General features: G+C 62.3%; 23 protein-coding genes. 10 read left to right on the top strand and 13 right to left on the bottom strand.

All coding sequences use genetic code 11. The features are described from left to right. Positions 1 to 2 precede the first annotated feature (2 nt). Genes ACQY7X_RS13300 through ACQY7X_RS13290 form a run of 3 tightly spaced genes read right to left on the bottom strand, consistent with a single transcriptional unit; the run spans position 3 to position 2692 of the window. A complete protein-coding gene (locus tag ACQY7X_RS13300) occupies positions 3 to 761 on the bottom strand; it encodes an ABC transporter ATP-binding protein (protein ID WP_428245834.1) in 759 nt (252 codons plus the stop codon). After that, the gene (locus ACQY7X_RS13295; RefSeq protein ID WP_428245832.1) at positions 758 to 1834 is read right to left on the bottom strand and encodes a branched-chain amino acid ABC transporter permease; all 1077 of its coding nucleotides are present in this window, start codon (positions 1832 to 1834) and stop codon (positions 758 to 760) included. The genes ACQY7X_RS13300 and ACQY7X_RS13295 overlap by 4 nt, the downstream gene beginning before the upstream one ends. Positions 1835 to 1837: 3 nt before the next feature. Further along, entirely contained in the window at positions 1838 to 2692 is an 855-nt protein-coding gene (locus ACQY7X_RS13290) for a branched-chain amino acid ABC transporter permease (protein WP_428245830.1), read from the bottom strand. 186 nt (positions 2693 to 2878) lie between these two features. Here ACQY7X_RS13290 and ACQY7X_RS13285 point away from each other — a divergent pair, with 186 nt between their 5' ends. The 3 genes from ACQY7X_RS13285 to ACQY7X_RS13275 all read left to right on the top strand — a co-directional run bounded on the left by ACQY7X_RS13285 (position 2879) and on the right by ACQY7X_RS13275 (position 4714). Then, complete coding sequence (locus tag ACQY7X_RS13285) at positions 2879 to 3787, top strand: MBL fold metallo-hydrolase (RefSeq protein ID WP_428245828.1); 909 nt, start codon at positions 2879 to 2881, stop codon at positions 3785 to 3787. 109 nt (positions 3788 to 3896) lie between these two features. Next, positions 3897 to 4448 carry a PAS domain-containing protein gene (locus ACQY7X_RS13280; RefSeq protein ID WP_428245826.1) on the top strand — a complete coding sequence of 184 codons (552 nt, stop codon included), beginning with the start codon at positions 3897 to 3899 and terminating at the stop codon, positions 4446 to 4448. Continuing rightward, entirely contained in the window at positions 4445 to 4714 is a 270-nt protein-coding gene (locus ACQY7X_RS13275; protein ID WP_428245824.1) for a GNAT family N-acetyltransferase, read from the top strand. Before ACQY7X_RS13280 ends, ACQY7X_RS13275 begins: the two co-directional genes overlap by 4 nt. A gap of 82 nt (positions 4715 to 4796) precedes the next feature. Here ACQY7X_RS13275 and ACQY7X_RS13270 read toward each other — a convergent pair whose 3' ends face one another. Further along, a complete protein-coding gene (locus tag ACQY7X_RS13270) occupies positions 4797 to 6446 on the bottom strand; it encodes a 3-(methylthio)propionyl-CoA ligase (protein WP_428245822.1) in 1650 nt (549 codons plus the stop codon). Between the two features lie 457 nt (positions 6447 to 6903). Here ACQY7X_RS13270 and ACQY7X_RS13265 point away from each other — a divergent pair, with 457 nt between their 5' ends. Continuing rightward, complete coding sequence (locus ACQY7X_RS13265) at positions 6904 to 7692, top strand: TorF family putative porin (RefSeq protein WP_428245820.1); 789 nt, start codon at positions 6904 to 6906, stop codon at positions 7690 to 7692. A 78-nt stretch (positions 7693 to 7770) separates the two neighbouring features. On the opposite strand, the gene ACQY7X_RS13260 is transcribed toward ACQY7X_RS13265, so the two are convergent. Next, the gene (locus tag ACQY7X_RS13260; RefSeq protein ID WP_428245818.1) at positions 7771 to 8313 is read right to left on the bottom strand and encodes a thiamine phosphate synthase; all 543 of its coding nucleotides are present in this window, start codon (positions 8311 to 8313) and stop codon (positions 7771 to 7773) included. 80 nt (positions 8314 to 8393) lie between these two features. Between ACQY7X_RS13260 and ACQY7X_RS13255 the strand changes: the two genes are divergently transcribed. Continuing rightward, positions 8394 to 9068, top strand: a complete 675-nt coding sequence (locus tag ACQY7X_RS13255) for a YggS family pyridoxal phosphate-dependent enzyme (RefSeq protein ID WP_428245816.1) — start codon at positions 8394 to 8396, stop codon at positions 9066 to 9068. Positions 9069 to 9073: 5 nt separating this feature from the next. Here ACQY7X_RS13255 and ACQY7X_RS13250 read toward each other — a convergent pair whose 3' ends face one another. The 3 genes from ACQY7X_RS13250 to ACQY7X_RS13240 form a co-directional block, all read right to left on the bottom strand. Further along, positions 9074 to 9337 carry a hypothetical protein gene (locus ACQY7X_RS13250; RefSeq protein WP_341982627.1) on the bottom strand — a complete coding sequence of 88 codons (264 nt, stop codon included), beginning with the start codon at positions 9335 to 9337 and terminating at the stop codon, positions 9074 to 9076. Between the two features lie 155 nt (positions 9338 to 9492). Beyond that, complete coding sequence (gene serA, locus ACQY7X_RS13245; RefSeq protein ID WP_428245814.1) at positions 9493 to 11067, bottom strand: phosphoglycerate dehydrogenase; 1575 nt, start codon at positions 11065 to 11067, stop codon at positions 9493 to 9495. Positions 11068 to 11137: 70 nt separating this feature from the next. Then, the gene (locus ACQY7X_RS13240) at positions 11138 to 12310 is read right to left on the bottom strand and encodes a phosphoserine transaminase (RefSeq protein WP_428245812.1); all 1173 of its coding nucleotides are present in this window, start codon (positions 12308 to 12310) and stop codon (positions 11138 to 11140) included. Positions 12311 to 12724: 414 nt separating this feature from the next. Between ACQY7X_RS13240 and ACQY7X_RS13235 the strand changes: the two genes are divergently transcribed. Beyond that, complete coding sequence (locus tag ACQY7X_RS13235; RefSeq protein ID WP_428245810.1) at positions 12725 to 14446, top strand: methyl-accepting chemotaxis protein; 1722 nt, start codon at positions 12725 to 12727, stop codon at positions 14444 to 14446. Between the two features lie 118 nt (positions 14447 to 14564). Next, positions 14565 to 15353, top strand: a complete 789-nt coding sequence (locus ACQY7X_RS13230) for an SDR family NAD(P)-dependent oxidoreductase (protein ID WP_428245808.1) — start codon at positions 14565 to 14567, stop codon at positions 15351 to 15353. A gap of 55 nt (positions 15354 to 15408) precedes the next feature. Here the strand turns inward: ACQY7X_RS13230 and ACQY7X_RS13225 are convergent, their stop codons facing one another. Beyond that, the gene (locus tag ACQY7X_RS13225; protein WP_428245806.1) at positions 15409 to 16974 is read right to left on the bottom strand and encodes a UxaA family hydrolase; all 1566 of its coding nucleotides are present in this window, start codon (positions 16972 to 16974) and stop codon (positions 15409 to 15411) included. Positions 16975 to 17097: 123 nt separating this feature from the next. On the opposite strand from ACQY7X_RS13225, the gene ACQY7X_RS13220 reads away from it, so the two are divergent. Continuing rightward, on the top strand, positions 17098 to 18129 hold the full coding sequence (locus ACQY7X_RS13220) for a LacI family DNA-binding transcriptional regulator (RefSeq protein WP_428245804.1): 1032 nt from the start codon (positions 17098 to 17100) through the stop codon (positions 18127 to 18129). Here the strand turns inward: ACQY7X_RS13220 and ACQY7X_RS13215 are convergent. Genes ACQY7X_RS13215 through ACQY7X_RS13205 form a run of 3 tightly spaced genes read right to left on the bottom strand, consistent with a single transcriptional unit; the run spans position 18126 to position 19793 of the window. Next, entirely contained in the window at positions 18126 to 18587 is a 462-nt protein-coding gene (locus ACQY7X_RS13215; protein ID WP_428245802.1) for a GNAT family N-acetyltransferase, read from the bottom strand. The two genes, ACQY7X_RS13220 and ACQY7X_RS13215, sit on opposite strands and share 4 nt — an antisense overlap. A 35-nt stretch (positions 18588 to 18622) precedes the next feature. Then, a complete protein-coding gene (locus ACQY7X_RS13210) occupies positions 18623 to 19192 on the bottom strand; it encodes a hypothetical protein (protein ID WP_428245800.1) in 570 nt (189 codons plus the stop codon). 34 nt (positions 19193 to 19226) lie between these two features. Then, positions 19227 to 19793 (bottom strand): TMEM165/GDT1 family protein, encoded by a 567-nt coding sequence (locus ACQY7X_RS13205; protein WP_428245798.1) that lies wholly within the window; start codon positions 19791 to 19793, stop codon positions 19227 to 19229. Between the two features lie 438 nt (positions 19794 to 20231). Here ACQY7X_RS13205 and ACQY7X_RS13200 point away from each other — a divergent pair, with 438 nt between their 5' ends. Together ACQY7X_RS13200 and ACQY7X_RS13195 are read left to right on the top strand one after the other, a co-directional pair. After that, entirely contained in the window at positions 20232 to 20759 is a 528-nt protein-coding gene (locus ACQY7X_RS13200) for a helix-turn-helix domain-containing protein (protein ID WP_428245796.1), read from the top strand. Between the two features lie 97 nt (positions 20760 to 20856). Then, complete coding sequence (locus ACQY7X_RS13195; RefSeq protein ID WP_428245794.1) at positions 20857 to 21381, top strand: hypothetical protein; 525 nt, start codon at positions 20857 to 20859, stop codon at positions 21379 to 21381. A 70-nt stretch (positions 21382 to 21451) separates the two neighbouring features. Here the strand turns inward: ACQY7X_RS13195 and ACQY7X_RS13190 are convergent, their stop codons facing one another. Continuing rightward, positions 21452 to 22162, bottom strand: coding sequence for a hypothetical protein (locus ACQY7X_RS13190; protein ID WP_428245792.1), 711 nt, complete (start codon positions 22160 to 22162; stop codon positions 21452 to 21454). Positions 22163 to 22395: the final 233 nt, after the last annotated feature.

The following is a 22395-nucleotide window of genomic DNA, read 5'->3' as shown; positions in this document are numbered from 1 at the left end:
GGTCAGCCCCCCAGATACGCCTTGACCACTTCGGGGTGGCTCTGCACCTCGCGGGCAGTGCCGGTGGCGAGCACGCGGCCATAATTCAGCGCCAGCACGCGGTCGGAAACCTCGTTCACCAGGCTCATGTCATGTTCCACCATCAGCACGCTGATGCCGAGGTCATCGCGGATATCCTGAATCCACCAGGCCATGTCCTCGGTTTCCTCGGTGTTGAGGCCGGAGGACGGCTCGTCCAGCAGCAGCAACTTCGGCTCGGTGCAGAGCGCGCGGGCCAGTTCCACCACCTTGCGCGCGCCATAGGGCAGGTTCACGATCATGGTGTCGCGGTATTGCTGCAGGTCGAGGAAATCGATCACTTCCTCGGCCTTTTCGCGATGCGCCACTTCCATCTTGCGCACGCTGGGCAGGAACAGCAATTCGCTGAGCAGGTTCGAACTGCGGTGACCATGGCGGCCCAGCAGCAAGTTCTGCAGCACCGTGGCATGCTCGAACAGTTCAATATTCTGGAAGGTGCGGGCGATGCCGAGCTTGGCGATATCGTGCGGCGGCAGCTTGGTGATGTCCTGATCCTGGAATACCAGCCGGCCCTCGGTGGGATTGTAGATGCGGCTGATCAGGTTGAACACCGTGGTCTTGCCGGCGCCGTTCGGGCCGATGATGGTGAACACGGTGCCCTGCTCGACCTCGAAGTCGACCCCGTCCACCGCCTTGATGCCACCGAAGTTGATGGCGATGTTTTCGGCTTTGAAGAAGGTCACCGGTTGCGCTCCGACTTGGTGTAGGACTTCTGCTTCTTGAATGTCGCCTTCTTGTACATCGGGAACAGCGAGAAATAGAGCTTCACCTTGAGCCAGCGGCCATAGATGCCGTAGGGCTCGAACAGGATGAAGAAGACCAGGATGATGCCGAACAGGCCGGGTTCGAGGCCAGGCTGGCGCGCGATGGTCTCGGGCAGATAATCGCGACCGATGGCGATCAGCTGCGGCAACGCTCCGACGAAGGCCGCGCCAAAAATGGCGCCATGGATCGAGCCCAGGCCGCCCACCACCACCATCAGCAGCAGCTGGATCGAGAGCAGGATGTTGAACGCATCCGGGGCCAGGTAGCCGATCTTGTGCGCGAACAGGGCGCCGCCAAAGCCGGTGAAACCGGCCGAGACGGCAAAGGCCGTGGTCTTGTAGCGCGCCAGATTCACACCCATCGACTGCGCCGCGATTTCGGAATCACGGATGGCGATGAAGGCGCGGCCGGTCGGCGAACGCAGCAGGTTCAGCGCCGCCAGCACCGCCAGCACCAGGCAGAAGAAGGTGAGATAGTAGAACGGCACATCCTCGGTGATGGCGATGCCGAAATATTCCGGCCGGTCGACCGAGAAGCCCTTGAAGCCGCCGGTGACGCTTTCCCACTTCACCAGCACATGCTCGATGATGAAGGCGAAGGCCAACGTGACAATGGCGAGATAAAGCCCGGTGAGCTTCAGCACCCGCGAGCCGATCACCATGCCGATGAAGGCGGAGAGCAACGTTGCCGCCGTGATCGCGATGATGAAGGGCGCGCCATGATGCAGCAGCACCGCATGGGTGTAGGCGCCGATGCCGAGGAAGGCGGCATGACCCAGCGATACCTGTCCGGTATAGCCGGTGAGCAGCATCAGGCCGATGCCGACGATGGAGAGGATGAAGACGTAGGAGATTTCGCCGAGCCAGAAATCCTCCAGCACGAAGGGCGCCGCCAGCAGCACGAACAGCAGCAGTCCGTACCAGAAGCGGTCCACCTTGTCGCGGGTGAGGTTGATATCCTGGTTATAGTCGGTCTTGAAGAAGAAACGCATGGCCTACACCCGCTTGCGACCGATATTGCCGAACAATCCCTGCGGTCGCAGGAACAGCACCAGCAGGATGACGATATAGGCCGCCACGTCCTTGAAGCCTTCTTCGAGATAGACGCCGGAGAACTGCTCGATGACGCCGATCACCAGGCCGCCGATCACCGCCCCGGGGATCGAGCCGAAGCCGCCAAGCACGGCGGCGGCGAAGGCCTTGAGGCCGAGCAGGCCCATGGTGACATCGATCAGCGCGACCGGCGCCAGCAGCAGACCGGCAACGGCAGCAACGCCGGCCGAGATCGCCCAGATCAGCGAGAAGATCATCTTCACCGGGATGCCCATGTAGTAGGCGGCGAGCTGGTTCTGCGACGCCGCCTGCATCGCCACGCCGATGCGGGTATAGCGGAAAAAGGCAAACAGCATGGCGCAGAGGATCGCGGTGCCAGCGATGATGGAAAGAGATACGTTGGCGATCACCAGACCGCCGAGCCGGGTGACGCCGCCGGTGAACGGCGTTTCAAAGGCGCGGGTCTCGGTGCCCCAGGTCATCGAAGCACCGGCGCGGAAGATGAAGCCGAGGCCGATGGTGAGCATGACCACGGCGAATTGCGGCTGGCCGATCACCTGGCGCAGGATCAGCGCATCCAGCAGATAGCCGAATGCCGCCATCACCAGGATGGCGACGGCGAAGCCGACCCAGTAATTGTAGCCGAGCAACTCGATGGCGGTGAAAGCGACGAAGGCGCCCAGCATCATCAGGTCGCCCTGGGCGAAATTCACCATTTCGGTGGCTTTGTAAATCAGCACGAAACCGAGCGCGACTAGGCCGTAGATACAGCCCGATGCCAGGCCGTTCAACAGCAACTGAACGATATCAGACAGCTTAGCCTCCTCCCTTGCCGGCGCTTTTCGCGCCTGACGATTCTGTGCTTATGTTTGCCGTCAGGGTTGAAACATTATGGAAGGGCGGGGAGCGGGTCAATCCGTTTCCGGCTCGGATGAACCCAGGTAACGTGACGTAACGTCAATAATTTCCGGGAGCGGCACAGTATGAACATCCCCTTCGTGAAGCAGTTGGACTTCACCTATGGCCAGGCCGCATGGCTTACCCCCCTGGTGCGGCGCGTGGTGGCAAAGAATCCCTCCGCTTTCACCTTCCACGGCACCGGCACCTACATCATCGGCCAGGGCAAGGTGGCGGTTATCGATCCCGGCCCTGACGATCCGGCGCATATCCAGGCCCTGCTGGACAGCATCCAGGGTGAAACCATCAGCCATATCCTGATCACCCACACCCACCGCGATCATTCACCCGGCGCCGCGCTGCTCAAAAAGCATACAGATGCCAAGACCTATGGCTTCGGCCCGCATCCGGTTTCGCTTGGCGGCGGCATGGTGGAGGAAGGCGGCGACCACGAATACAGCCCGGATGTGATCCTCAAGGATAACGACGTGATTAAGGGTGAAGGCTGGACCGTCACCGCACTGCACACGCCGGGCCATATATCGAACCACCTCTGCTTCTCTCTGCATGAGGAAGCGGCGCTGTTTTCCGGCGATCATGTCATGGGCTGGTCGACCACGGTGATCTCGCCGCCCGATGGCAACATGACCGATTACTATGCTTCCTTGCGCAAATTGCTGCCGCGCAACGAGACGGTCTACTACCCCACCCATGGCGCGCCGATCGGCCTTGCCACCACCGGCATCACGCCGCAGGCCTTCGTCGAGGGACTGATCAAGCACCGTGAGGCGCGCGAGGCCCAGATCATTGCCTGCCTCGGCAATGGGCCGCAGACCATCCCGGCCATGGTTGAGCGTATGTATGCCGACGTGCCGAAGCAGCTGCATGCCGCCGCCGGCCGCTCGGTGCTGGCGCACCTGATCCATATGGTGAGCGAAGGTCGGGTGAAAGCCGAGCCGGCAGTCGGTGAAGCGGCCCTCTATCGAGCCGCCTGACCGGCACCCGTACAATCTGGGCTGGATTTCCGTTTGCTATCGCGCTGCGGTAGCGGCAAGCTGTTCCCCGCCGGCAGAATGGCGGCGATCTTGAGGTGTGAGGGGATCGGTGGGCAGTACGCTTGATGACGAGATCCGCAAGTCGGCCTACCCGCGCATTGTGGGTACCGGATTCCTCGACAATTGCTCGTCGAGAATCCGCCGCATGTGGGAGTATTGGGACGCCCGGCGCGGTGACCGGCTGATGCCGTCGCGCCAGGATATCGACCCGCTGCAAATGCCCCGCGACCTGTTGCCCTGTATCCTGCTCACCGAGGTGCTGCCGGAGGCACCCTGGCTGCGCTATCGCCTGGTCGGCACCGCCCAGGCCGCCCTGCGCGGCCGTGACCCCACCGGCCAGCCGGTGCAGGGCAACTACATGGGCGCACATCTGGGGATTCCGGGCGATGATGTGATGATGAATTACCGCATCGTGATCGAGAAACGTACCGTCGTTTACACTTACAATCCGATCATCGGCGCCATGCCGGACGGCAGCTCGATGCGCCAGTTGCCGTGGCATGCCAGCAGTTCGGTGCTGATGCCGCTTTCCAGCGATGGCGAGAATGTGGACATGGTGTTCTGCTTCAGCGACCTGGATAAGGATGGCCTGCACCCATGACCCCTGCCTCCATGAATACCGTGACCGACAACACCGACCGCAGCCAGTACGAGCTGGACGTGGATGGCCAGACCGTGTTTGCCCGCTACCGCCGCCAGGACGGCCAGACCCTGATCCTGCATGTAGAGGCGCCGGTCAACTTGCGCGGCAGCGGCGCTGCCGACCGGCTGATGCGCGGTATCGTTACGCTTGCCGCCGAGCAAGGCACCAGCCTGGTGCCACTCTGCTCCTATGCCCGCGCCTGGATGGCGCGACATCCCAGCTAAAGAAATCGTCTGATAACGAAAACGGCCGGGCTTTTGGCCCGGCCGTCTGTATCGTGCTGTTGACGTGGATCAGGCGCCCCGATCACGCCCCCGGCGTCGGCAGCTTGTGATCCTTGAACTGCTCGCGCAGCTTGGTCTTGAGCAGCTTGCCGGTGGCGGTATGCGGCAGTTCGGTAACGAACACCACATCATCCGGCAACCACCACTTGGCGATCTTGTCGTCGAGGAACTTGAGCAGTTCCTCCTTGGTGACATCCTGGCCGGGCTTCTTGATCACCAGCAGCAGCGGGCGCTCCTGCCACTTGGCATGGAACACGCCGATCACGGCGGCTTCCTGCACCGCCGGGTGGCCCACGGCGGCATTCTCCAGGTCGATGGAGGAAATCCACTCGCCGCCGGACTTGATCACGTCCTTGGCGCGGTCGGTGATCTGCATGTAGCCATCGGCATCCAGGGTCGCCACGTCGCCGGTGGTGAAGTAGCCATCGGCATCAATCACGTTGCCGCCCTCGGCCTTGAAATAGCCCTTGGTGATCCAGGGGCCACGCACCTTCACATTGCCGAAGGCGACACCGTCGCGCGGCAATTCGCGGCCTTCATCATCGGTGATCTTGATATCGACGCCATAAACCGTGCGGCCCTGCTTGGCCTGCACGTCCAGGCGCTTCTCCAGTGGCAGGTCGCCATGCTTCTTGAGCAGATTGCCGGTGGTGCCGAGCGGCGACATCTCGGTCATGCCCCAGGCATGGATGACGAAGCAGTTGAACTGCTTGGCGAAGCGCTCGATCATCGCGCGCGGCGCGGCCGAGCCGCCGATCACGCAGCGTTCCAGCTTGATATCGGCCTTGGCATCCAGCGACGGATTGGCGTCGATATACTGGAAGAAGGCCAGCCACACGGTGGGCACGCCGAGCGAGAAGTTGCACTTCTCGTCACGCAGCAGTTCATACACGCTTTTGCCATCCAGCGCCGGACCGGGGAAGACCAGCTTGGCACCGCTCATGCAGGCGCCATAGGGCACACCCCAGGCATTAGCATGGAACAGCGGCACGATCACCAGGGCTGAATCGGCCGAGCCGAGATTGAGGCCATCGCGCTGGCAGACGGCATAGCTGTGCAGCACGGTAGAGCGGTGCGAATACAGCACGCCCTTCGGATTGCCGGTGGTGCCGGATGTATAGCAGAGCGAGGACGCCGTGCGCTCGTCGAATTCCGGCCAGGCATAATCGCTGCTTTCGGCACCGATCAGGTCTTCATAGCAATGAAGATTCGGGATCGTGGTTTCCTTCGGCATATGGGCGCGGTCGGTAAGCAGCACGAAGCCCTTCACGGTCTTGAGCTGGCCGGCCAGCTTCTCCACCAGCGGCAGGAAGGTCAGGTCGAAGAACAGGTAGCTGTCCTCGGCATGGTTGACGATGTAATCGATCTGCTCCGGGAACAGGCGCGGGTTCACGGTATGCAGCACCGCGCCCATACCGGACACGCCGTAATAGAGTTCGAAATGGCGATAGGTGTTCCAGGCCAGCGTACCGACGCGGTCGCCGAGCTTCACGCCCAGCCGGGTCAGCGCATTGGCCAGCTGCTTCGAGCGGTCACGCAGGTCGCGGTAGGTATAGCGATGGATCGGCCCTTCCACCGACCGGGTCACGATCTCGGTGCGGCCATGGTAAAGCGCCGCAAACTCGATCAGCGACGAAATCAGCAGCGGACGGTCCTGCGTCAAACCAAGCATGCGTTTCCTCCCAAGGAACCATCTATTTGAAGATGTGCTGATATTATGAAGAGGGGATTTGCGTCGCAACGGTTGCACCCCGGGCTGCCCCGGCGGCAAGTGAGCTTTGCCACACTTTTTGACTACATAATGCGGTTATCACGATCAGGAACGACCACGCGCCTGGGTTCGGCAGGGCAGATTCGGCCAAACCCAAAGGTGAGGCAGAGAATCGATCCGACCCCGCTTGCATACACATTGCCTCTAAAATCAGGCCATTGGTGCATTTTTTGGCAGGAGCAAAAACTGCAACCAGGAGGTTTTTGCCCATAAATTGGACAACTTGACCAGTTCTTTACACCAGCGTGACTTTCCCGCCACAGGTTTACGGCCTGATTGGGAGAGATGACGCAAGTATTTGTTCGGGGACGGAGAATTTGCTTAATTCGCTGCGGGAAAAGTTATTGGAGGTCTCCTTATGAAGACGAAGATTTTTGGCGCGCTGCTTGCCGCCGTGCTGTTTGCCGGCCCGGCCATCGCGCAGGATAAGCCGGCCGACAAGTTCAACTTCACCGCTACTCTTGGCGGTGTGTCGGATTACCGCTTCCGTGGCCTGAGCCAGACGGACAACGAGCCGGCGATCCAGGGTGGCCTCGAAGCCGCCATCACGATCACTGAGAATGTCACCGGCTACATCAACGTCTGGGGCAGCAACGTCAAGTTCGTGCCGCTGGTGCCGACCGATCAGGAAGCCAATATCGAATTCGACTACACCGTCGGTTTCCGTGGCACCATCGGTAACTTCGGCTATGACCTGAAGTACATCCTGTACACCTACCCGGGTGCCACCCGTGGCCTGAACTACGATTTCACCGAATACGCGGCCGCCGTGAACTATGACTTCGGCTTCGTGATCCCGACCGTCGGCATCAACTGGTCGACCGGCTTCTATGGCAACACCGGTTCCGCCACCTATGTCTACGGCGGCGTGAAGGTGCCGATCCCGTTCACCGACTTCAGCCCGCGCGTGGTTGCCAATATCGGCCGTCAGAAGGTCGAGGATAACACCACCTTCGGCGTGCCGGACTACACCGACTGGAATATCGGCCTGTTCGCCACCTTCTTCGGCGCTCTCGATGTGGGCGTGCAGTGGGTCGACACCAACATCAAGGACAGCCGCTGCTTCCCGCAGGGTGGTGGCCGCAACCTCGGCGACCTCTGCTCCGGCGCCCTGGTCGGTTCGGTTGGCTACACCCTGACCTTCTAATTCAGTCTCACCGGACTGGGTTTCAGAGCCGCCGCTGCCTCCGGGCAGCGGCGGTTTCTTTTTGCCCGCAAGCCGGTTTCAAATGAACCGGCCAATACCCCCGCTGCCATCAGGCTTGAGCGGCACCAGCCGGCGCCAGCACGCGGCATCGATGCCACCAAGGGCATAGACCCTCAGCCCGCGCCGCCGGGCTGCCTGCAGCAGCAGTGCGAAACGCACAGGCCCTAGCGCCGCCGCGCCGGGATGACTGGCTGTCTCGAATACCGGCGAGATGAACACCCCCGCCGCCCCTGCCCGTGCCGCCTTGCTGATCGCTGCCACGCCATGGGCAGCGGCCGTCACCACCGGTATGTCACCACGCCGGCCGTGCAGTGCATGGCCGTGCAGTGCATGTTCTGGCAGATGCAGGCCATCGGCGCCCAGCCGCCGCGCCAGCCGTGCATCCCCGGCCACCACCAGCAACAGGCCAAGCTGGCGGGTCAGCCGGCGCAGCCGACGCCCGACCGCTTCCGCATCCGGCTGGCCATAGGGGCGGAATATCACGCCGCTGCCAGCCGGCAGGCCCGCCAGCAGCCCTGTCGGGTCAGGCAAACGCACCGGGTCACTGAACAACCACAGCATTGCCTGGCCACGCCGGGACTTCCGCCTCGCCTTTCCGCTTGTTAGCGTGCCGCTCCGTTTCCGCATTGCGTGATCATGCCATGTCCGATTCCCCAACCACCATAGCCGGCGGCACCATAGCCGAAGCGATCCACGCCATCCGTGCCAGGCTGCCGGCCAGCACCACGCTGATCGCCGTCGCCAAAACCTTCCCGGCCAGTGCCGTGGAAGCCGCCCTGGCTGCCGGCCAGCAGCATTTCGGCGAGAACCGGGTGCAGGAAGCGATGGAGAAATATCCCGCTCTGCGGGCCAGCCATCCGGGCATGGTGCTGCACCTGATCGGGCCGCTGCAGACCAACAAGGTGAAACAGGCGGTGGCGACCTTCGATGTCATCCATACCCTGGACCGGCTCAAGCTGGCCGAGGAACTGGCCAAGGAATTCGCCCGCAGTGGCCGCCGCCTGCCCTGCTTCATCCAGGTAAATACCGGCGAGGAACCGCAGAAGGCTGGCGTGGCACCGCTGGAAGCCGATGGCTTCATCCGCGATTGCCGCGACCGCCTGGGCCTGCCCGTCACCGGACTGATGTGCATTCCGCCGGCCGACGAGGAACCGGCGCCGCATTTCGCCCTGCTGCGCAAGATCGCCGGGCGCAATGGCCTGGCCGATCTCAGCATGGGCATGAGCAGCGATTATGAAATCGCCGCCGCCTTCGGCGCCACCCATGTGCGGGTCGGCAGCGCCATCTTCGGCGGACGCAGCTACCCTGCCGCCTGAGCCGTCTACTTCTTGGTGCCGCCGGAAGCGAGCATCACCTTGTCGCCGGTGATGGTGAAGCTGACCTGACCATCCTTGGTCTTGTAGGTCCACTGCTCGATTGGGCCGAGCTTGGAAATCTCGGTCGGACGACCGATGGCTTTTTCCAGCTCTGCCTTGGTGCCGGCCTTCTCCGCCTTCTTGATCACTTGTTCACTGCTATCGGGGCCACAGGCAACAACGGCAAGAGGCAGCAGCAAGATCAGCAGCAGACGGGCAAGGCGGGCCATGGGGCGACTCCGTTGGTGGGTATGGCGAGAGTAAAGCGTGAAGCCAAGGGCGGCGTCCAGCCTTCACGCCTGCGACTGCCATTCAACCGGGACGGGCCCCTAAACAAACCGGGGCCCCATGAGGAGCCCCGGCGGTAACGCTGATGTAGTCTGGCTTAGAATTTCAGGGGCGTCGCCTGCCGCACGCCCGGGATTTCCTTCACCTTGGCTGCCACTTCAGCCGGGATCGGACCATCGACCTCGACGAGGCAGATGGCTTCCTGGCCCTTGGCGGCACGACCCAGGTGGAAGGTGGCGATGTTGATGCCGGCATCGCCCAGCACGGTGCCGAGGCGGCCGATGAAGCCCGGTGCATCCTCGTTGGTGACATAGAGCATGTTGGGGCCGAGTTCGGCATCGATGTCGATGCCCTTGACCTCCACCACGCGCGGATTCTTGTTGGCGAACAGCGTGCCCGAGAGATGGCGCACCTTGTCGGCATGGATGGTCACGCGCATCAGGGTCTGGTAATCGCCCTCGCGGTCATGCTTGACCTCGGAGACCTCGATATTGCGCTCCTTGGCCACCAGCGGCGCATTGACCATGTTGACGCTGGAAAGCTGGCGGCGCAGCAGGCCTTCCAGCACGATGGCGGTCAGCGGCCGCGTGTTCAGCGTCGCGGCATGGCCTTCATACTCGATCACCACCTTGGTCAGGTTGGCTTCCGCCAACTGGCCGACGAAGCTGCCGAGCTGCTCGGCCAGCTTCATGTAGGGGCGCAGCTTCGGTGCGTCTTCCGCCGACACGCTCGGCATGTTCAGCGCATTGGTGACCGCGCCGCTCAGCAGGTAATCGCTGATCTGATCGGCCACCTGCAAAGCTACATTCTCCTGCGCTTCGTTGGTCGAAGCGCCGAGATGCGGCGTGGCAATGAAACGTTCGTGGTTGAACAGCACATTTTCCTTCGCCGGTTCGGTGACGAACACGTCGAAGGCGGCGCCGGCGACCTGGCCATTATCCAACGCTTCTTTGAGCGCTGCCTCGTCCACCAGGCCACCGCGGGCGCAGTTGACGATGCGCAGGCCCTTCTTCGCCTTGGCCAGCGCCTTGGCATCCAGGATGTTCTTGGTCTGCTCGGTCAGCGGGGTATGCAGGCTGATGAAATCGGCGCGGGCCAGCAGTTCGTCCAGCTCCACCTTCTCGATGCCGAGCGACTGGGCGCGCTCCGGGGTGAGGAACGGATCGTAGCCCACCACCTTCATCTTCAGGCCCTGGGCGCGGTCGGCCACGATGGAGCCGATATTGCCGCAGCCGATCAGGCCCAGCGTCTTGCCATACAGCTCAACGCCCATGAAGCGGTTCTTTTCCCACTTGCCGGCCTGGGTGGAGCGATCAGCCTGCGGAATTTCACGGGCCAGGGCCATCATCATGGCAATGGCATGCTCGGCGGTGGTGATCGAATTGCCGAACGGCGTGTTCATGACGCAGACGCCGCGCGCGGTGGCGGCCGGAATATCCACGTTGTCGACGCCGATACCGGCGCGGCCAACCACCTTCAGCCTGGTGGCGGCTTCCAGCACCTTGGCGGTGACCTTGGTGGCCGAACGGATGGCAAGGCCATCATACTGGCCGATGATCGCCAGCAGTTCATCGGGCTTCAGGCCGGTCTTGATATCGACCTCGACGCCGCGATTCTTGAAGATATCGACGGCGGCCGGGCTCAACTCGTCGGAAATGAGAACCTTCACCATGGGGTGTTCCTCACAGGAGATGGGAGAATGGAGATGGGTGGCGGGCGCGCGAACGCGCCCGCGGGAAGCTTTAAGCGGCAGCCGGCTTGAAGCTGGCCTTGACCTGGGCGAAGGCCCAGTCGAGCCAGGGCAGCAGGGCCTGGGTATCCTTCGGGTCGACGGTGGCGCCGCCCCAGATGCGCAGGCCCGGAGGGGCATCGCGGTAAGCGCCGATATCCAGCGCCACGCCTTCCTTTTCCAGCACCGAGGCGACCTGCTTGGCCGCCGCGTCCTGGTCCTTCGGACCCAGCGCGGTGAACCAGGGATCGACGATCTTGAGGCAGATCGAGGTGTTGGAGCGCGTCGCCTTGTCGGCGCAGAGGAAGCCGGCCCAGTCGGATTTCGCGACCCAGCCTTCAATGGCGGCGAGGCTGGCTTCGGAGCGCGCCTTCATGCCGGCGAGGCCGCCGACCGACTGGCCCCATTTCAGCGCATCGATGATGTCCTCGACGCAGAGCATGGAGGGCGTGTTGATGGTCTCACCCTTGAAGATGCCGTCGATCAGCTTGCCGTCCTTGGCCATGCGGAAAATCTTCGGCAGCGGCCAGGCCGGGGTATAGGTTTCCAGGCGCTGCACGGCGCGCGGGCTGAGCACGATCATGCCATGCGCCGCTTCGCCGCCGGTCGCCTTCTGCCACGACCAGGTGGTGACATCCAGCTTGTCCCAGGGCAGGTCCATGGCGAATACGGCGGAGGTAGCATCGCAGATGCTCAGGCCTTCGCGGTCGGCCTTGATCCAGTCGCCATTCGGCACGCGCACGCCGGAAGTGGTGCCGTTCCAGGTGAACACCACGTCGCGGCTCCAGTCGACCTTGGCCAGATCAACGATCTCGCCATAGCCGGCCTTCAGGCTGCGCACGTCGGTGAGCTTCAATTCCTTGGCAATATCGGAAGCCCAGCCGGAGCCGAAGCTTTCCCAGCCAAGCACGTCGACGCCACGGGCGCCGAGCAGCGACCACAGCGCCATCTCGACGGCGCCGGTATCGGAAGCCGGCACGATGCCGATCTTGTACTCGGCAGGAATGCCGAGGATCTGGCGGTGCAGCTCGATGGCCTCGACCAGACGCGCCTTGCCCTCTTTGGAGCGATGCGAGCGGCCGACCAGGGCGTTTTTAAGGATTTCGGGGGTCCAGCCGGGGCGCTTGGCGCAGGGGCCGGAGGAGAAATGCGCGACAGCAGGACGCGCGGCAGGCTTACCAGTCATGTCTCTATCCTTCCAGATAGTAGCACTCCGTTGGGGGAGCGTGGCCCGCAGCCCTTCTACTCCCTCGCCCTGCCCGCCGCAACCGGCCAGGCATGACATTTCGTCGCAGGCCTGGCGCATCTCCGCGCGCAGCCAGGCATATACTACTGAAAATTGCGGGAACCGCGCCGGTATGAAACTGCCGGTCCGACATCGGCAAGCACCGGGTTTTACCCGAAAAACCGCCCATTTTTACTGCCGACTGGTGTATTAACGCTAGGTAATATTTCCAGTTAAGTGTATGATTTATGTGATAATTTTAAACCCACTCCTACTGATTTTTTTGCTGCGCGGCAATCCGTAGCCCTATATGTAACGTAACAACATTGTTGATAGACCAGCGCGCCCCAACGCCCTAGCCATCGAAGGTTATCCGTGTCCTTATTCAACTTTTACGGGTGCCGCGACGATGCGGCCCAGATCGCCGCCATCAACCGCTCCTTTGCCGTCATTGAATTCACCCTCGACGGCATCATCCTCACCGCCAATGAAAACTTCCTCGCCGCCATGGGCTATTCACTTGAAGAAGTGAAAGGCAAGCATCATTCGATCTTCGTCGAGCCGGGCTACCGCAACAGCGCCGAGTATCAGGCTTTCTGGGCCAAGCTGGGCCGCGGCGAATACGATGCCGCGCAGTATAAGCGCGTCGCCAAGGGCGGCCGCGAAGTGTGGATCCAGGCCAGCTACAATCCGATCGTCGATGCCAAGGGCCGGGCCTACAAGGTGGTTAAGTTCGCCACCGACATCACAGTGCAGAAGCAGCGCGACGCCGAATATGAAGGCCAGCTTTCGGCGATCCAAAAATCGCAGGCGGTGATCGAGTTCACGCTCGACGGCACGATTCTGAAGGCCAATGAAAATTTCCTCGGCGCCATGGGCTATACGCTCGAAGAGGTGCAGGGCAAGCATCACTCGATCTTTGTCGAGCCGGAATTTCACGGCAGCGCCGAATACAAGGCCTTCTGGGCCAAGCTGGGCCGAGGTGAATACGATGCCTCGCAATACCGGCGCATTGCCAAGGGCGGCCGCGAGGTCTGGATCCAGGCCAGCTACAATCCGATCATGGATGCCAGCGGCCGGCCCTACAAAGTGGTGAAATACGCCACCGACATCACGGCGCAGATCAAGTCGGCGCAGATGACCCAGGCGGCCGTGCGCCAGGTCGGCCGCGCCGTGGAGGCCGCCAAGGCGCATGACCTGACCCAGCGTATTCCGCTGGAGGGCAAGAGTGGCGAAATCCAGACCCTGTGCAGCGGCGTGAACGATCTGCTGGACACCATGGCCGGGATCATCGGCACCATCCGCGAGGCATCCGCCGCCATTGCCGCCGCCTCCGGCGAGATTTCCGCCGGCAGCCAGGATCTGGCGCAGCGCACCGAGAGCCAGGCCGCCTCGCTTGAGGAAACCGCTGCCTCGATGCATGAAGTGACCTCCACGGTGCGGCAGAATGCGCAGAATGCGCAGGCCGCCAACCACCTGGCCGGGGCAGCGCGCGAAACCGCCGACAAGGGTGGCCGCATCGTCGCCGATGCCGTGCAGGCCATGGGCCGCATCGAGGACAGTGCGCAGAAGATCGCCGAGATCATGGGGCTGATTGACGAGATCGCCTTCCAGACCAACCTGCTGGCCCTCAATGCCAGCGTGGAAGCAGCCCGCGCCGGCGAGGCCGGCAAGGGCTTTGCCGTCGTGGCACAGGAAGTGCGCAGCCTGGCGCAGCGTTCCGCCAGTGCGTCCAAGGACATCAAGCGGCTGATCCAGCAATCCAATACCGAGGTGAAAACCGGGTCTGATCTGGTAAACAATGCCGGCACCGCGCTGGCCGAGATTGTCGGCGCCATCAAGAAGGTGTCCGACATCGTGGCCGAAATCACGGCAGCCTCCAGCGAACAATCCAGCAGCCTGGAGCAGATCAACACCGCCATCGCCAGCATGGATGAGACCACGCAGCGCAATGGCGCCCTGGTGGAAGAAACTTCGGCCGCCTCGCAGGCGCTTTCCACCCAGGCCGCCGATCTGGCCAGTCTGGTGCAACGCTACCGCACCGAGGAAGGCCGCTCCACTGCCCGGACCAGCGCCCCGCTGCGCAATGCGGCCTGAACCGGCCGCCTGATACTCAAGGGCGGGCCGCTTCAGTGGCGGCCCACCTCTGGCAAGCCAGGCAGCCACCGCGCTAGTCTGCTCCCAGGGAGACACCAGACCGGCGGGAAGCACAAACATGAACGGCAATACTCAGAAAGTGGCGCTCGTCACCGGCGCGGCGCGCGGCCTTGGCCTAGCGGCAACCCGAAAATTCCTCGCCCAGGGCTGGCGCGTGGCGATGCTGGATATCCTCGGCGACACGCTGCGCCAAGCGGCAACTGCGCTGAACCAGCCCGATGCCATTTTAAGCCTGGAATCCGATATCGCCGATCCGGCGGCCATCACGGCGGCGGTGGCGAAAGCGCACAAGCATTTCGGCCGCATCGATGCGCTGGTGAACAATGCCGGCATCGCCGTATTCAAGCCGATCCTGGAGGTGACGCTGGAAGACTGGAGCCGCGTCATGGCGGTGAACCTCACCGGTCCGTTCCTGATGACGCAGGCCGTGGCGCCGATCATGCGTGACCAGGGCGGCGGCGCGGTGGTGAACATCACCTCGATCTCCGGCCTGCGTGCCTCTACGTTGCGCGTCGCCTATGGCACCAGCAAGGCTGGTTTGGCGCATCTGACCAAGCAGCAGGCCGCCGAATTCGGCGCGCTCAACATCCGTGTCAACGCCGTGGCCCCCGGCCCGGTGGATACGGCGATGGCCAAGGCCGTGCATACGCCGGAAATCCGCGCCGACTATCACGACCATATCCCGCTCAACCGCTATGGCCTGGAGGAAGAACTGGCCAACGCCATCTACTTCCTGTGCAGCGACCAGGCCGGCTACATCACCGGCCAGGTGCTCTGCGTCGATGGCGGCTTCGATTCCACCGGTATCGGCCTGCCGACGCTGCGTGGCGAACGAAAGAATAGCTGAGCAATCAGCTTCCTCTCCTATGCCGTCGTCATGCCCGATTTTTGGCCGGCCCGCGCTACCCCACGATGCCGATCTGCCAGGGCACGAATTCGTGGTCACCAACGCCGAGCAACTCGCTCTTGCTCTTCTCGCCCGACGCGGTGCGCAGGATCTGCTCGAAAATCTCCTGCCCCATTTCTTGCATCGACTTGGTGCCATCGAGAATCTGGCCGCAATTCAGGTCCATATCCTCTTCCAGGCGGCGATACATCGGTGAATTGGTGGCGAGTTTCAGCGACGGCACCGGCTTGGCGCCGAAGGCCGAGCCGCGCCCGGTGGTGAAGGCGATGATATTGGCGCCGCCCGCGATCTGGCCGGTGGCAGAGCATGGGTCGTAGCCTGGCGTATCCATGATCACCAGGCCCTTGGTAGTCACCGGCTCGGCGTATTTATAGACTTCCATCAGCGGTCCGGTGCCGCCCTTCATGGAGGAGCCGAGCGACTTCTCGAAGATATTGGCCAGACCGCCGGCCTGGTTGCCGGGGCTGACCTTGCCGTTGATCTGCACATCGCGGCCAACGGCATAATCCTCTTTCCACCAGCGAATACGCTCCACCAGCTTCTCGCCCACCTCGCGCGTCACCGCACGGCGGGTCAGGGTATGCTCCACGCCATAAAGCTCCGGCGTTTCGGACAGGATCGCCGTGCCGCCATGGCGCACCAGGATATCCATCGCCGCGCCGAGCGCCGGATTGGCGGTAATGGAAGAAAAGCCATCCGAACCGCCGCATTGCAGACCGACCGTGATATGGCTGGCCGAAACCGTGCTGCGCTTCACGTCATTGGCGGCGGGTAGAATCTTCTTCACCGCTTCAATGCCTGCTTCGATGGTCTTGCGCGTGCCGCCGGTCTCCTGCATCACGAAAGTGACCAGATTGGCGCTGCGCTCCAGACCCTGCTCGGCCATCATGCCATCAAGCTGGTTGCGTTCGCAGCCAAGCCCGATCACCACCACAGCGGCCAGGTTGGCATGGCGGATATAGCCGCCGAGCGTACGGCGCAGCAACGCCATCGCCTCGCCGGTCATCTCCATGCCGCAGCCGAGCGCATGGGCGAAAGCCACCACACCATCGACATTGGGAAAATCAGCCAATCGCTCCTCAGTGAAATGCCGTGCCACCGCATGCACCACCGTGGCCGAGCAGTTCACGGTGGAGACGATGCCGATAAAGTTGCGTGTGCCGACGCGGCCATCCGAGCGCACGATGCCCTGGAAGGTGGCACGCTCGGCCTCAGGCAGCAGTTCAACCGGCTTGTAGAATTGCGCATGCTCGTAGTCGCGGTCGAATTCGCGGAATTCGGTGTTGTGATTGTGCAGCATCGAGCCGGCACGGATATCCTCTGCCGCGAAGCCGACGGTGACGTTGTATTTCAGGATCGGCTCGCCCTTGCTGATATCGCGGGCGGCAATCTTATAGCCAGCCGATGCCTTGTCGCGGATCAGGAAACGCGGATGCCGGTTGTCGCCATCCACCGGCATGCCCGGCACCACATCGATGCGGGCGACCACGGTGTTGTCATCCGGGTGCAGGCGGATCACGGGGCCAATCAGGCGCTTGGCATGCAGGTCGATCATCGACATGGGGCTTACTCACAGGCTGGAAGATCAGGGGCTGGAAGAGAATGGGGTCGAACCATGTTACCGGTAACATGAAACGCCCGGAGCCTACCCCGGAAAAGCCGCTTTGGCTATACTGCTTGTGTAATGCGCGCCAAGAAATCCCCTGCTGCACCCGCGAAGAAGCCGGCGAAAGTGCCGACTTTGGCCGATATTGCCGCCGCCGTAGGTGTCACCAAGATCACGGTTTCCCGCGCCTTCAACACGCCGGACCAGCTCTCGCCCGATACGCTGGCCAAGATCCGCGCCACCGCCAGGAAGCTCGGCTACACGCCCAACCTGCTGGCCGGTTCGCTCTCGTCGGCCCGCAGCAAGCTGATCGTAGCCCTGGTGCCCAGCATCAGCGGCGCCATGTTCACCAGCACCATGCAGCAGGTGGCGGCGCATCTGCAAAGCCAGGGTTATCAGCTCCTGATCGGCCAGGCCGGCTATGACGAAGCCAGCGAGGAAGCCCTGCTCGGCGCCGTGATCGGCCGGCGGCCGGATGGCATCATCCTCACCGGCATCGTGCATTCCGAGGCTTCACGGCGGCAATTGCGCGCCGCGCGCATCCCGGTCGTCGAAACCTGGGACCTGACACCGAAACCGATCAACATGCTGGTCGGCTTTTCGCACCCCGCGATCGGCAAGGCGGCGGCCGAGCATCTGTATGAGCGCGGCAGCCGCCGCGCTGCCGTAATCTCACCGGACGACCGCCGCGCCAAACTGCGCGCCAAGGCTTTCGTCGCACGCTTCCGTCAGCTTTGCGGCTGGCAGGCTCCGGTGCTGGAAGCAGAGGCGCCAACCCCGATGGGCGACGGTCGCAACGCGCTTGCTGAATTGCTACGACACAGTGGCGATATCGACGGCGTGTTCTGCGGTTCCGACAATCTGGCACTTGGCGCGGCCATCGAAGCCAAGGCGCGCGGTATGGCCGTGCCGCAACAACTGAAGCTGATCGGCTATGGCGACCAGAGCTATGGCAAGGATGCCGACCCGCCCTTGACCAGCCTGCGCATTGAAGGCGGCGAGATCGGCCGCCTGGCCGCCGCCATGCTGGTGGCGCGCGCGACAGGGCAGCCGGTGGCGCAGCGTATCGTCGATGTCGGCTTCACGCTGGTGCAGCGCGGCAGCAGCTAGGTCTGGGACAGGTGTTTTTCAAAGTAGACGCGGTTGAAGCCGCTTTCCGTGCGGCGCGCCACCTCGACATAGCCGAGCCTGGGATAGATTGAGAGATTCTCGGTCATCTTCTCGTTGGTATAGAGCCGCACGATATTCATGCCGCCTTGCCGCGCGGTGTTTTCGCAAAAGCCGATCAGCGTGCGGCCAACACCGCGCCCGGCTGCCTGCGGCAGCACCGCCACGTTTTCCAGCAGCATATGCCCCGCTTCGGCATAGAACACGATGAAACCAAGAAAGCCGCCCTGCTCATCCACCGCAACATAGATCTGCCTTGCCGCAATCTGTGCAGCAAAATCGGCCACCATCGGCGCAGGCTTGCGCCCGATCAGGGGGATATAGCGGGCATAGGCCTGCTCGGCGCAATTCCTGATTTCGGCTTCATCACTGGTGACGGCTTGGCGGATCATGTCGCTCATCTCACTGCCTCAAGGCCGGCAGCTAAGCCCAGCAGCTAGGCTTTGTCCTTGCTCGCCTGGCCCTCGGCCATTTCAAGCAGGCGCGGCGCCCGCATCGCCACATCGCTGAGGATGGTTTCCGCCACCGTGAGGCGCTTGCGCGCATCAGGATCCAGCAGATGGCTCATCTGCGCGCGGTCGATATGCGCCACCGTTTCCTTCATCTCCCACAGCGTGGCGAGAAACACCTTCTGCGCCCCCATCGGCAGGGTGGAGGCGCTTTCCAGCGCTGGAAAGACGCGCAGGATCACATCGATCTTCATGCGCAGCAGGTTGGTGATCAGGTTGGTGTGATAATCGCGCAGCTTCTCCAGCGCCGCCTTCTCGGCATGCGCCATACGGTCCTCGATCAGCACGATCACGCCTTCGATTTCGGTCAACGATTCGCGGTATTCGTAATACGGCTCGAAGGCCAGTTTCGAGATACGCTCGATGGCGCTGTCCGCCTTCTTGGCGGCGCGGCGTGTCTGCTTCTCCAGCGCCTGCAGCAGCGACTGGATCTCGGCCAGCGTATAGGTCTTATGGGCGATACCAACCATGGTACTGCCCATATTAACCATGACCACCAGCCGATCCCAGGGCTACCGGCCGATCCCGGTGCTACCAACCAATAAATGTGATGATGCCGACAATGGCGAAGGCCGCTGCCGCCACCTTGCGCACCAGATCGAGCGGCAGCCGGCGCATCAGCTTCTCGCCCAGGAACACCACCGGGGCATTGACCGCGAAGAGGCCCAGCGTGGAGGCCGCCGTCACGATCAAGACCTCACCGTAGCGTGCCGCCAGGGCGGTGGTCGCCACCTGGGTCTTGTCGCCGATCTCGGCCAGGAAGAATGCCACCAGGGTGCCCATGAAGGCGCCGAAGCGGCTCATTTTCACCGGCGCATCATCATCTTCCAGGGTATCGGGCTTCAGCGTCCAGATCGCCATGGCGATGAAGGAGGCGCCCAGAGCCCAGCGCAGGTATTTCGGCTCCACCAGGCCGTCCAACCAGACCCCGGCCCAGGCGGCAACAGCATGGTTGGCCACGGTGGCAACCAGGATGCCGGCCATGATCGGCCAGGGACGGCGGAATTTCGCGGCAAGCAGAAGGGAGAGAAGCTGGGTCTTGTCGCCGATCTCGGCGATGGCGACGAGGCCGAATACAGTGAAGAAGGCTTCGAGCATTGGGGCAGTACCACGGGATCAGGCATCGACAAGGCCAATGGCTTACCCACCGCGCCCGATCCCCGGTTGCGGTGGAGGAAGCCAAAGGTCTCGCCAGGCCGATGGGCCGGAAGCGCCAAGGGCGCCGGCTGCTGGTCCGGCATCCCTAGTCTGTTGACGCTTCCCCCGCTCACGGCCGAATCCGGGCCGGGCGGGAGGCTACTCCCCAATGGAACGCCCCTTCTATAGCCCGGCGCCGGCCGCCGCGCCAATAGCCCCGCCCGCGTAAAATAAATATAATAACCAGTACGATACATAAGCGGGTATTTTACACCAAGTCATTGGCTGATTTGGACAAATTATGCCTTATGGCATCACACCGGGCTTTGCCGGAATGGCCAGGAGTGCTATTCTGCGTTTCACATACTGAAACCAGTATCTCCTTGAGCAGCTCTCTCCATGCAGACCCCGCCGAACTATCTCAAAGCCTGGCGCCTTCATTCCAAGCTGACTCTGACCGAGGCGGCGGAACGGGCGGATTGCACGCCCTCGGCTCTCAGCAAGCTGGAAAACAGCCGACTGCGAGTGACAGACAAGTGGCTGCATCGACTGGCGGCGGTGTATGGCCGCAGCCCGGCCGCGCTGCTGGGTGAGCCCGGTCTCGGCGCCGATGCCGATCTGGTGCCAGGCAATATTGACCCCGATGATGCCGCCGGCGTGGCGAAAGCCTGGGGCAAATTGTCGTCCAGCCACCGCGCCCACCTGCTGTCGATCATCGAAGCCGCCGCCACCGGTGACCGCGAGGAGCAGGCTTTCCTGGATGCGGATATTCATGCGCGCGATATCGGCGCCGCCCTGGGGCTGACCCTCAAGGCTTTCCAACGCCTCCATTTGATTGAGCGGGCACTGAAGCAGCGCGCCGAGCGCGAAGCTACGGCGGGCCGTTCTGGCGTGGTGGTAGAGCAGGGCCTGCCCGAAAACTACTGAACGCTCGTCCTATACCTGCAAATAAAGGTACCAGCACAAGCTAAAAGTCGGTATTATCGGCCTCGGGACATGCTGTTTCGGGGTTGATTACAGGGCTATGCTCACTTCGAGTAAGCGCCATACGATTCACCACGAGGACAACTCCGTGGTGCAGATCGACTACATAGATATCAATGAGGCTGCCGTCAGCGACGGCAAGGCATCCCTGGCGCTCGAAATCTATCAGCGCTTTGGCCATCGCCATAGCGAGGCCGCCGCCTTCCTGAAACGCGCCCGCTGGATTTTTGCTCCGGACCCGGCACATCTCGTCGATGTGTCCGCCGATCACTACGACGATTTCGTGATGATCGACCAGGAAGCGCACCCCTTCGTCATGGACGGCGAGAATTATGTCGGCCGCCCGGTCGGGCTGATCGAGTCCAGCCCGGCCAAGCAGGTTGCGGTGCATACCTATTGTCAGGTGAAGGAAACCAGGCGCGCATCCTATTACACCGTGACCATGCCGGAACGCGTCTATCAGCGCCTGATGTTTCCCTTCTTCACTGGCGACAAGGTGACGCTGATCGTTACCCTGGTGCATCCGCTGCTGAGCCGTCGCCGCCTGAGCGAAGTGCTGCACTGAGCCAAGCCCACTGAAAAGCAAAAGCCGCGCGCAACCCTGTTGCGCGCGGCTTTTTTTTATTGCACGCGGCTTAAGCCGCGACGCTGGCCTGCTTCGTCAGACTTGGTACATGCGGACCGGCGGCAATCTGCTTCAGCATCCCTGCCCGCGAGATATAGGTGGTGAAGAGCCTGGAATTCTGCCCCACGGTCTGCAGGAAGCCTTCCATCGAAGCATCCAGACGCTCATAGCCATAGCCGTCCGGGCGCAGCGGCAGGCCGTTATTCTTCAGGCCCTCGAACACCACGCCGCAATGATGATCGACATTGAAGTATTGCAGCGAACGTGCCCGTACCAGGCGGGTAAGATAGAAATTGAGATGCCGGCCGCGATGCTCGGGGTTCACCCAGAGGCCGCCGTGATGGCCGATGCGGCCGGTATAGTCACGGCTGTTCGGATGCACCACGCGCGGGTAGGCCAGAGGCGGTATATACTGCGACCAGAGCCGGCCGGACCGCAGGAAGGAAATCCAGCCGCCGGGCAGGTCAAACAACCGGTACGCGATACAGGCCACCGGGGTGTCGCCCTGCATCACCCGCAGCCAGTAATTGTCGTCGCCGGGCGGCAGCTCATGGTGGCGCGGGTTGAAGGTGGCGTTGATGCCGATGGTCTTGGGCTGATGCTGGAGGAAATTGACCCAGTCGCGCAAATCCGGCTCGATATAGATGCTGTACTGCATCTCCTCCAGATGGCCGAGAATCCCTTCAATATACGATTGTGACGTATAGGGGGTCTTGCGCATGGCGTCGTGGTCCTTTCACTGGGTCGTAGGTGGCTGATTCCGTTGAAGTGGTTGTATCCGGATACTGATTTTCTAATGCCGTTATGGTTAACAGCGGGTTTAAGGGGCGGTATTCAGAGACCGCAGAGGTTGTGAACCAGGAAAGTGCAGAAATTTTCCATAAACGACATTTTTTCTTGCAAATTTTTCCAAAGCGGACAATTCTGGAACTACATACTGTTTGGAATGTGTCG

The sequence above is a fragment of the Ferrovibrio sp. genome (assembly GCF_965278975.1).
In the GTDB taxonomy this organism is placed as follows: domain Bacteria; phylum Pseudomonadota; class Alphaproteobacteria; order Ferrovibrionales; family Ferrovibrionaceae; genus Ferrovibrio.
This window is presented reverse-complemented; position numbering and strand designations above follow the sequence as displayed.

What these genes read in the sequence shown, in the direction of transcription:
- ACQY7X_RS13295 (WP_428245832.1), bottom strand. Translation starts at nt 1,834, where the DNA reads ATGCGTTTCTTCTTCAAGACCGACTATAACCAGGATATCAACCTCACC.
- ACQY7X_RS13285 (WP_428245828.1), top strand. Translation starts at nt 2,879, where the DNA reads ATGAACATCCCCTTCGTGAAGCAGTTGGACTTCACCTATGGCCAGGCC.
- ACQY7X_RS13275 (WP_428245824.1), top strand. Translation starts at nt 4,445, where the DNA reads ATGACCCCTGCCTCCATGAATACCGTGACCGACAACACCGACCGCAGC.
- ACQY7X_RS13270 (WP_428245822.1), bottom strand. Translation starts at nt 6,446, where the DNA reads ATGCTTGGTTTGACGCAGGACCGTCCGCTGCTGATTTCGTCGCTGATC.
- ACQY7X_RS13265 (WP_428245820.1), top strand. Translation starts at nt 6,904, where the DNA reads ATGAAGACGAAGATTTTTGGCGCGCTGCTTGCCGCCGTGCTGTTTGCC.
- ACQY7X_RS13260 (WP_428245818.1), bottom strand. Translation starts at nt 8,313, where the DNA reads ATGCTGTGGTTGTTCAGTGACCCGGTGCGTTTGCCTGACCCGACAGGG.
- ACQY7X_RS13255 (WP_428245816.1), top strand. Translation starts at nt 8,394, where the DNA reads ATGTCCGATTCCCCAACCACCATAGCCGGCGGCACCATAGCCGAAGCG.
- ACQY7X_RS13250 (WP_341982627.1), bottom strand. Translation starts at nt 9,337, where the DNA reads ATGGCCCGCCTTGCCCGTCTGCTGCTGATCTTGCTGCTGCCTCTTGCC.
- serA (WP_428245814.1), bottom strand. Translation starts at nt 11,067, where the DNA reads ATGGTGAAGGTTCTCATTTCCGACGAGTTGAGCCCGGCCGCCGTCGAT.
- ACQY7X_RS13240 (WP_428245812.1), bottom strand. Translation starts at nt 12,310, where the DNA reads ATGACTGGTAAGCCTGCCGCGCGTCCTGCTGTCGCGCATTTCTCCTCC.
- ACQY7X_RS13230 (WP_428245808.1), top strand. Translation starts at nt 14,565, where the DNA reads ATGAACGGCAATACTCAGAAAGTGGCGCTCGTCACCGGCGCGGCGCGC.
- ACQY7X_RS13225 (WP_428245806.1), bottom strand. Translation starts at nt 16,974, where the DNA reads ATGTCGATGATCGACCTGCATGCCAAGCGCCTGATTGGCCCCGTGATC.
- ACQY7X_RS13220 (WP_428245804.1), top strand. Translation starts at nt 17,098, where the DNA reads ATGCGCGCCAAGAAATCCCCTGCTGCACCCGCGAAGAAGCCGGCGAAA.
- ACQY7X_RS13215 (WP_428245802.1), bottom strand. Translation starts at nt 18,587, where the DNA reads ATGAGCGACATGATCCGCCAAGCCGTCACCAGTGATGAAGCCGAAATC.
- ACQY7X_RS13205 (WP_428245798.1), bottom strand. Translation starts at nt 19,793, where the DNA reads ATGCTCGAAGCCTTCTTCACTGTATTCGGCCTCGTCGCCATCGCCGAG.
- ACQY7X_RS13200 (WP_428245796.1), top strand. Translation starts at nt 20,232, where the DNA reads ATGCAGACCCCGCCGAACTATCTCAAAGCCTGGCGCCTTCATTCCAAG.
- ACQY7X_RS13195 (WP_428245794.1), top strand. Translation starts at nt 20,857, where the DNA reads ATGCTCACTTCGAGTAAGCGCCATACGATTCACCACGAGGACAACTCC.
- ACQY7X_RS13190 (WP_428245792.1), bottom strand. Translation starts at nt 22,162, where the DNA reads ATGCGCAAGACCCCCTATACGTCACAATCGTATATTGAAGGGATTCTC.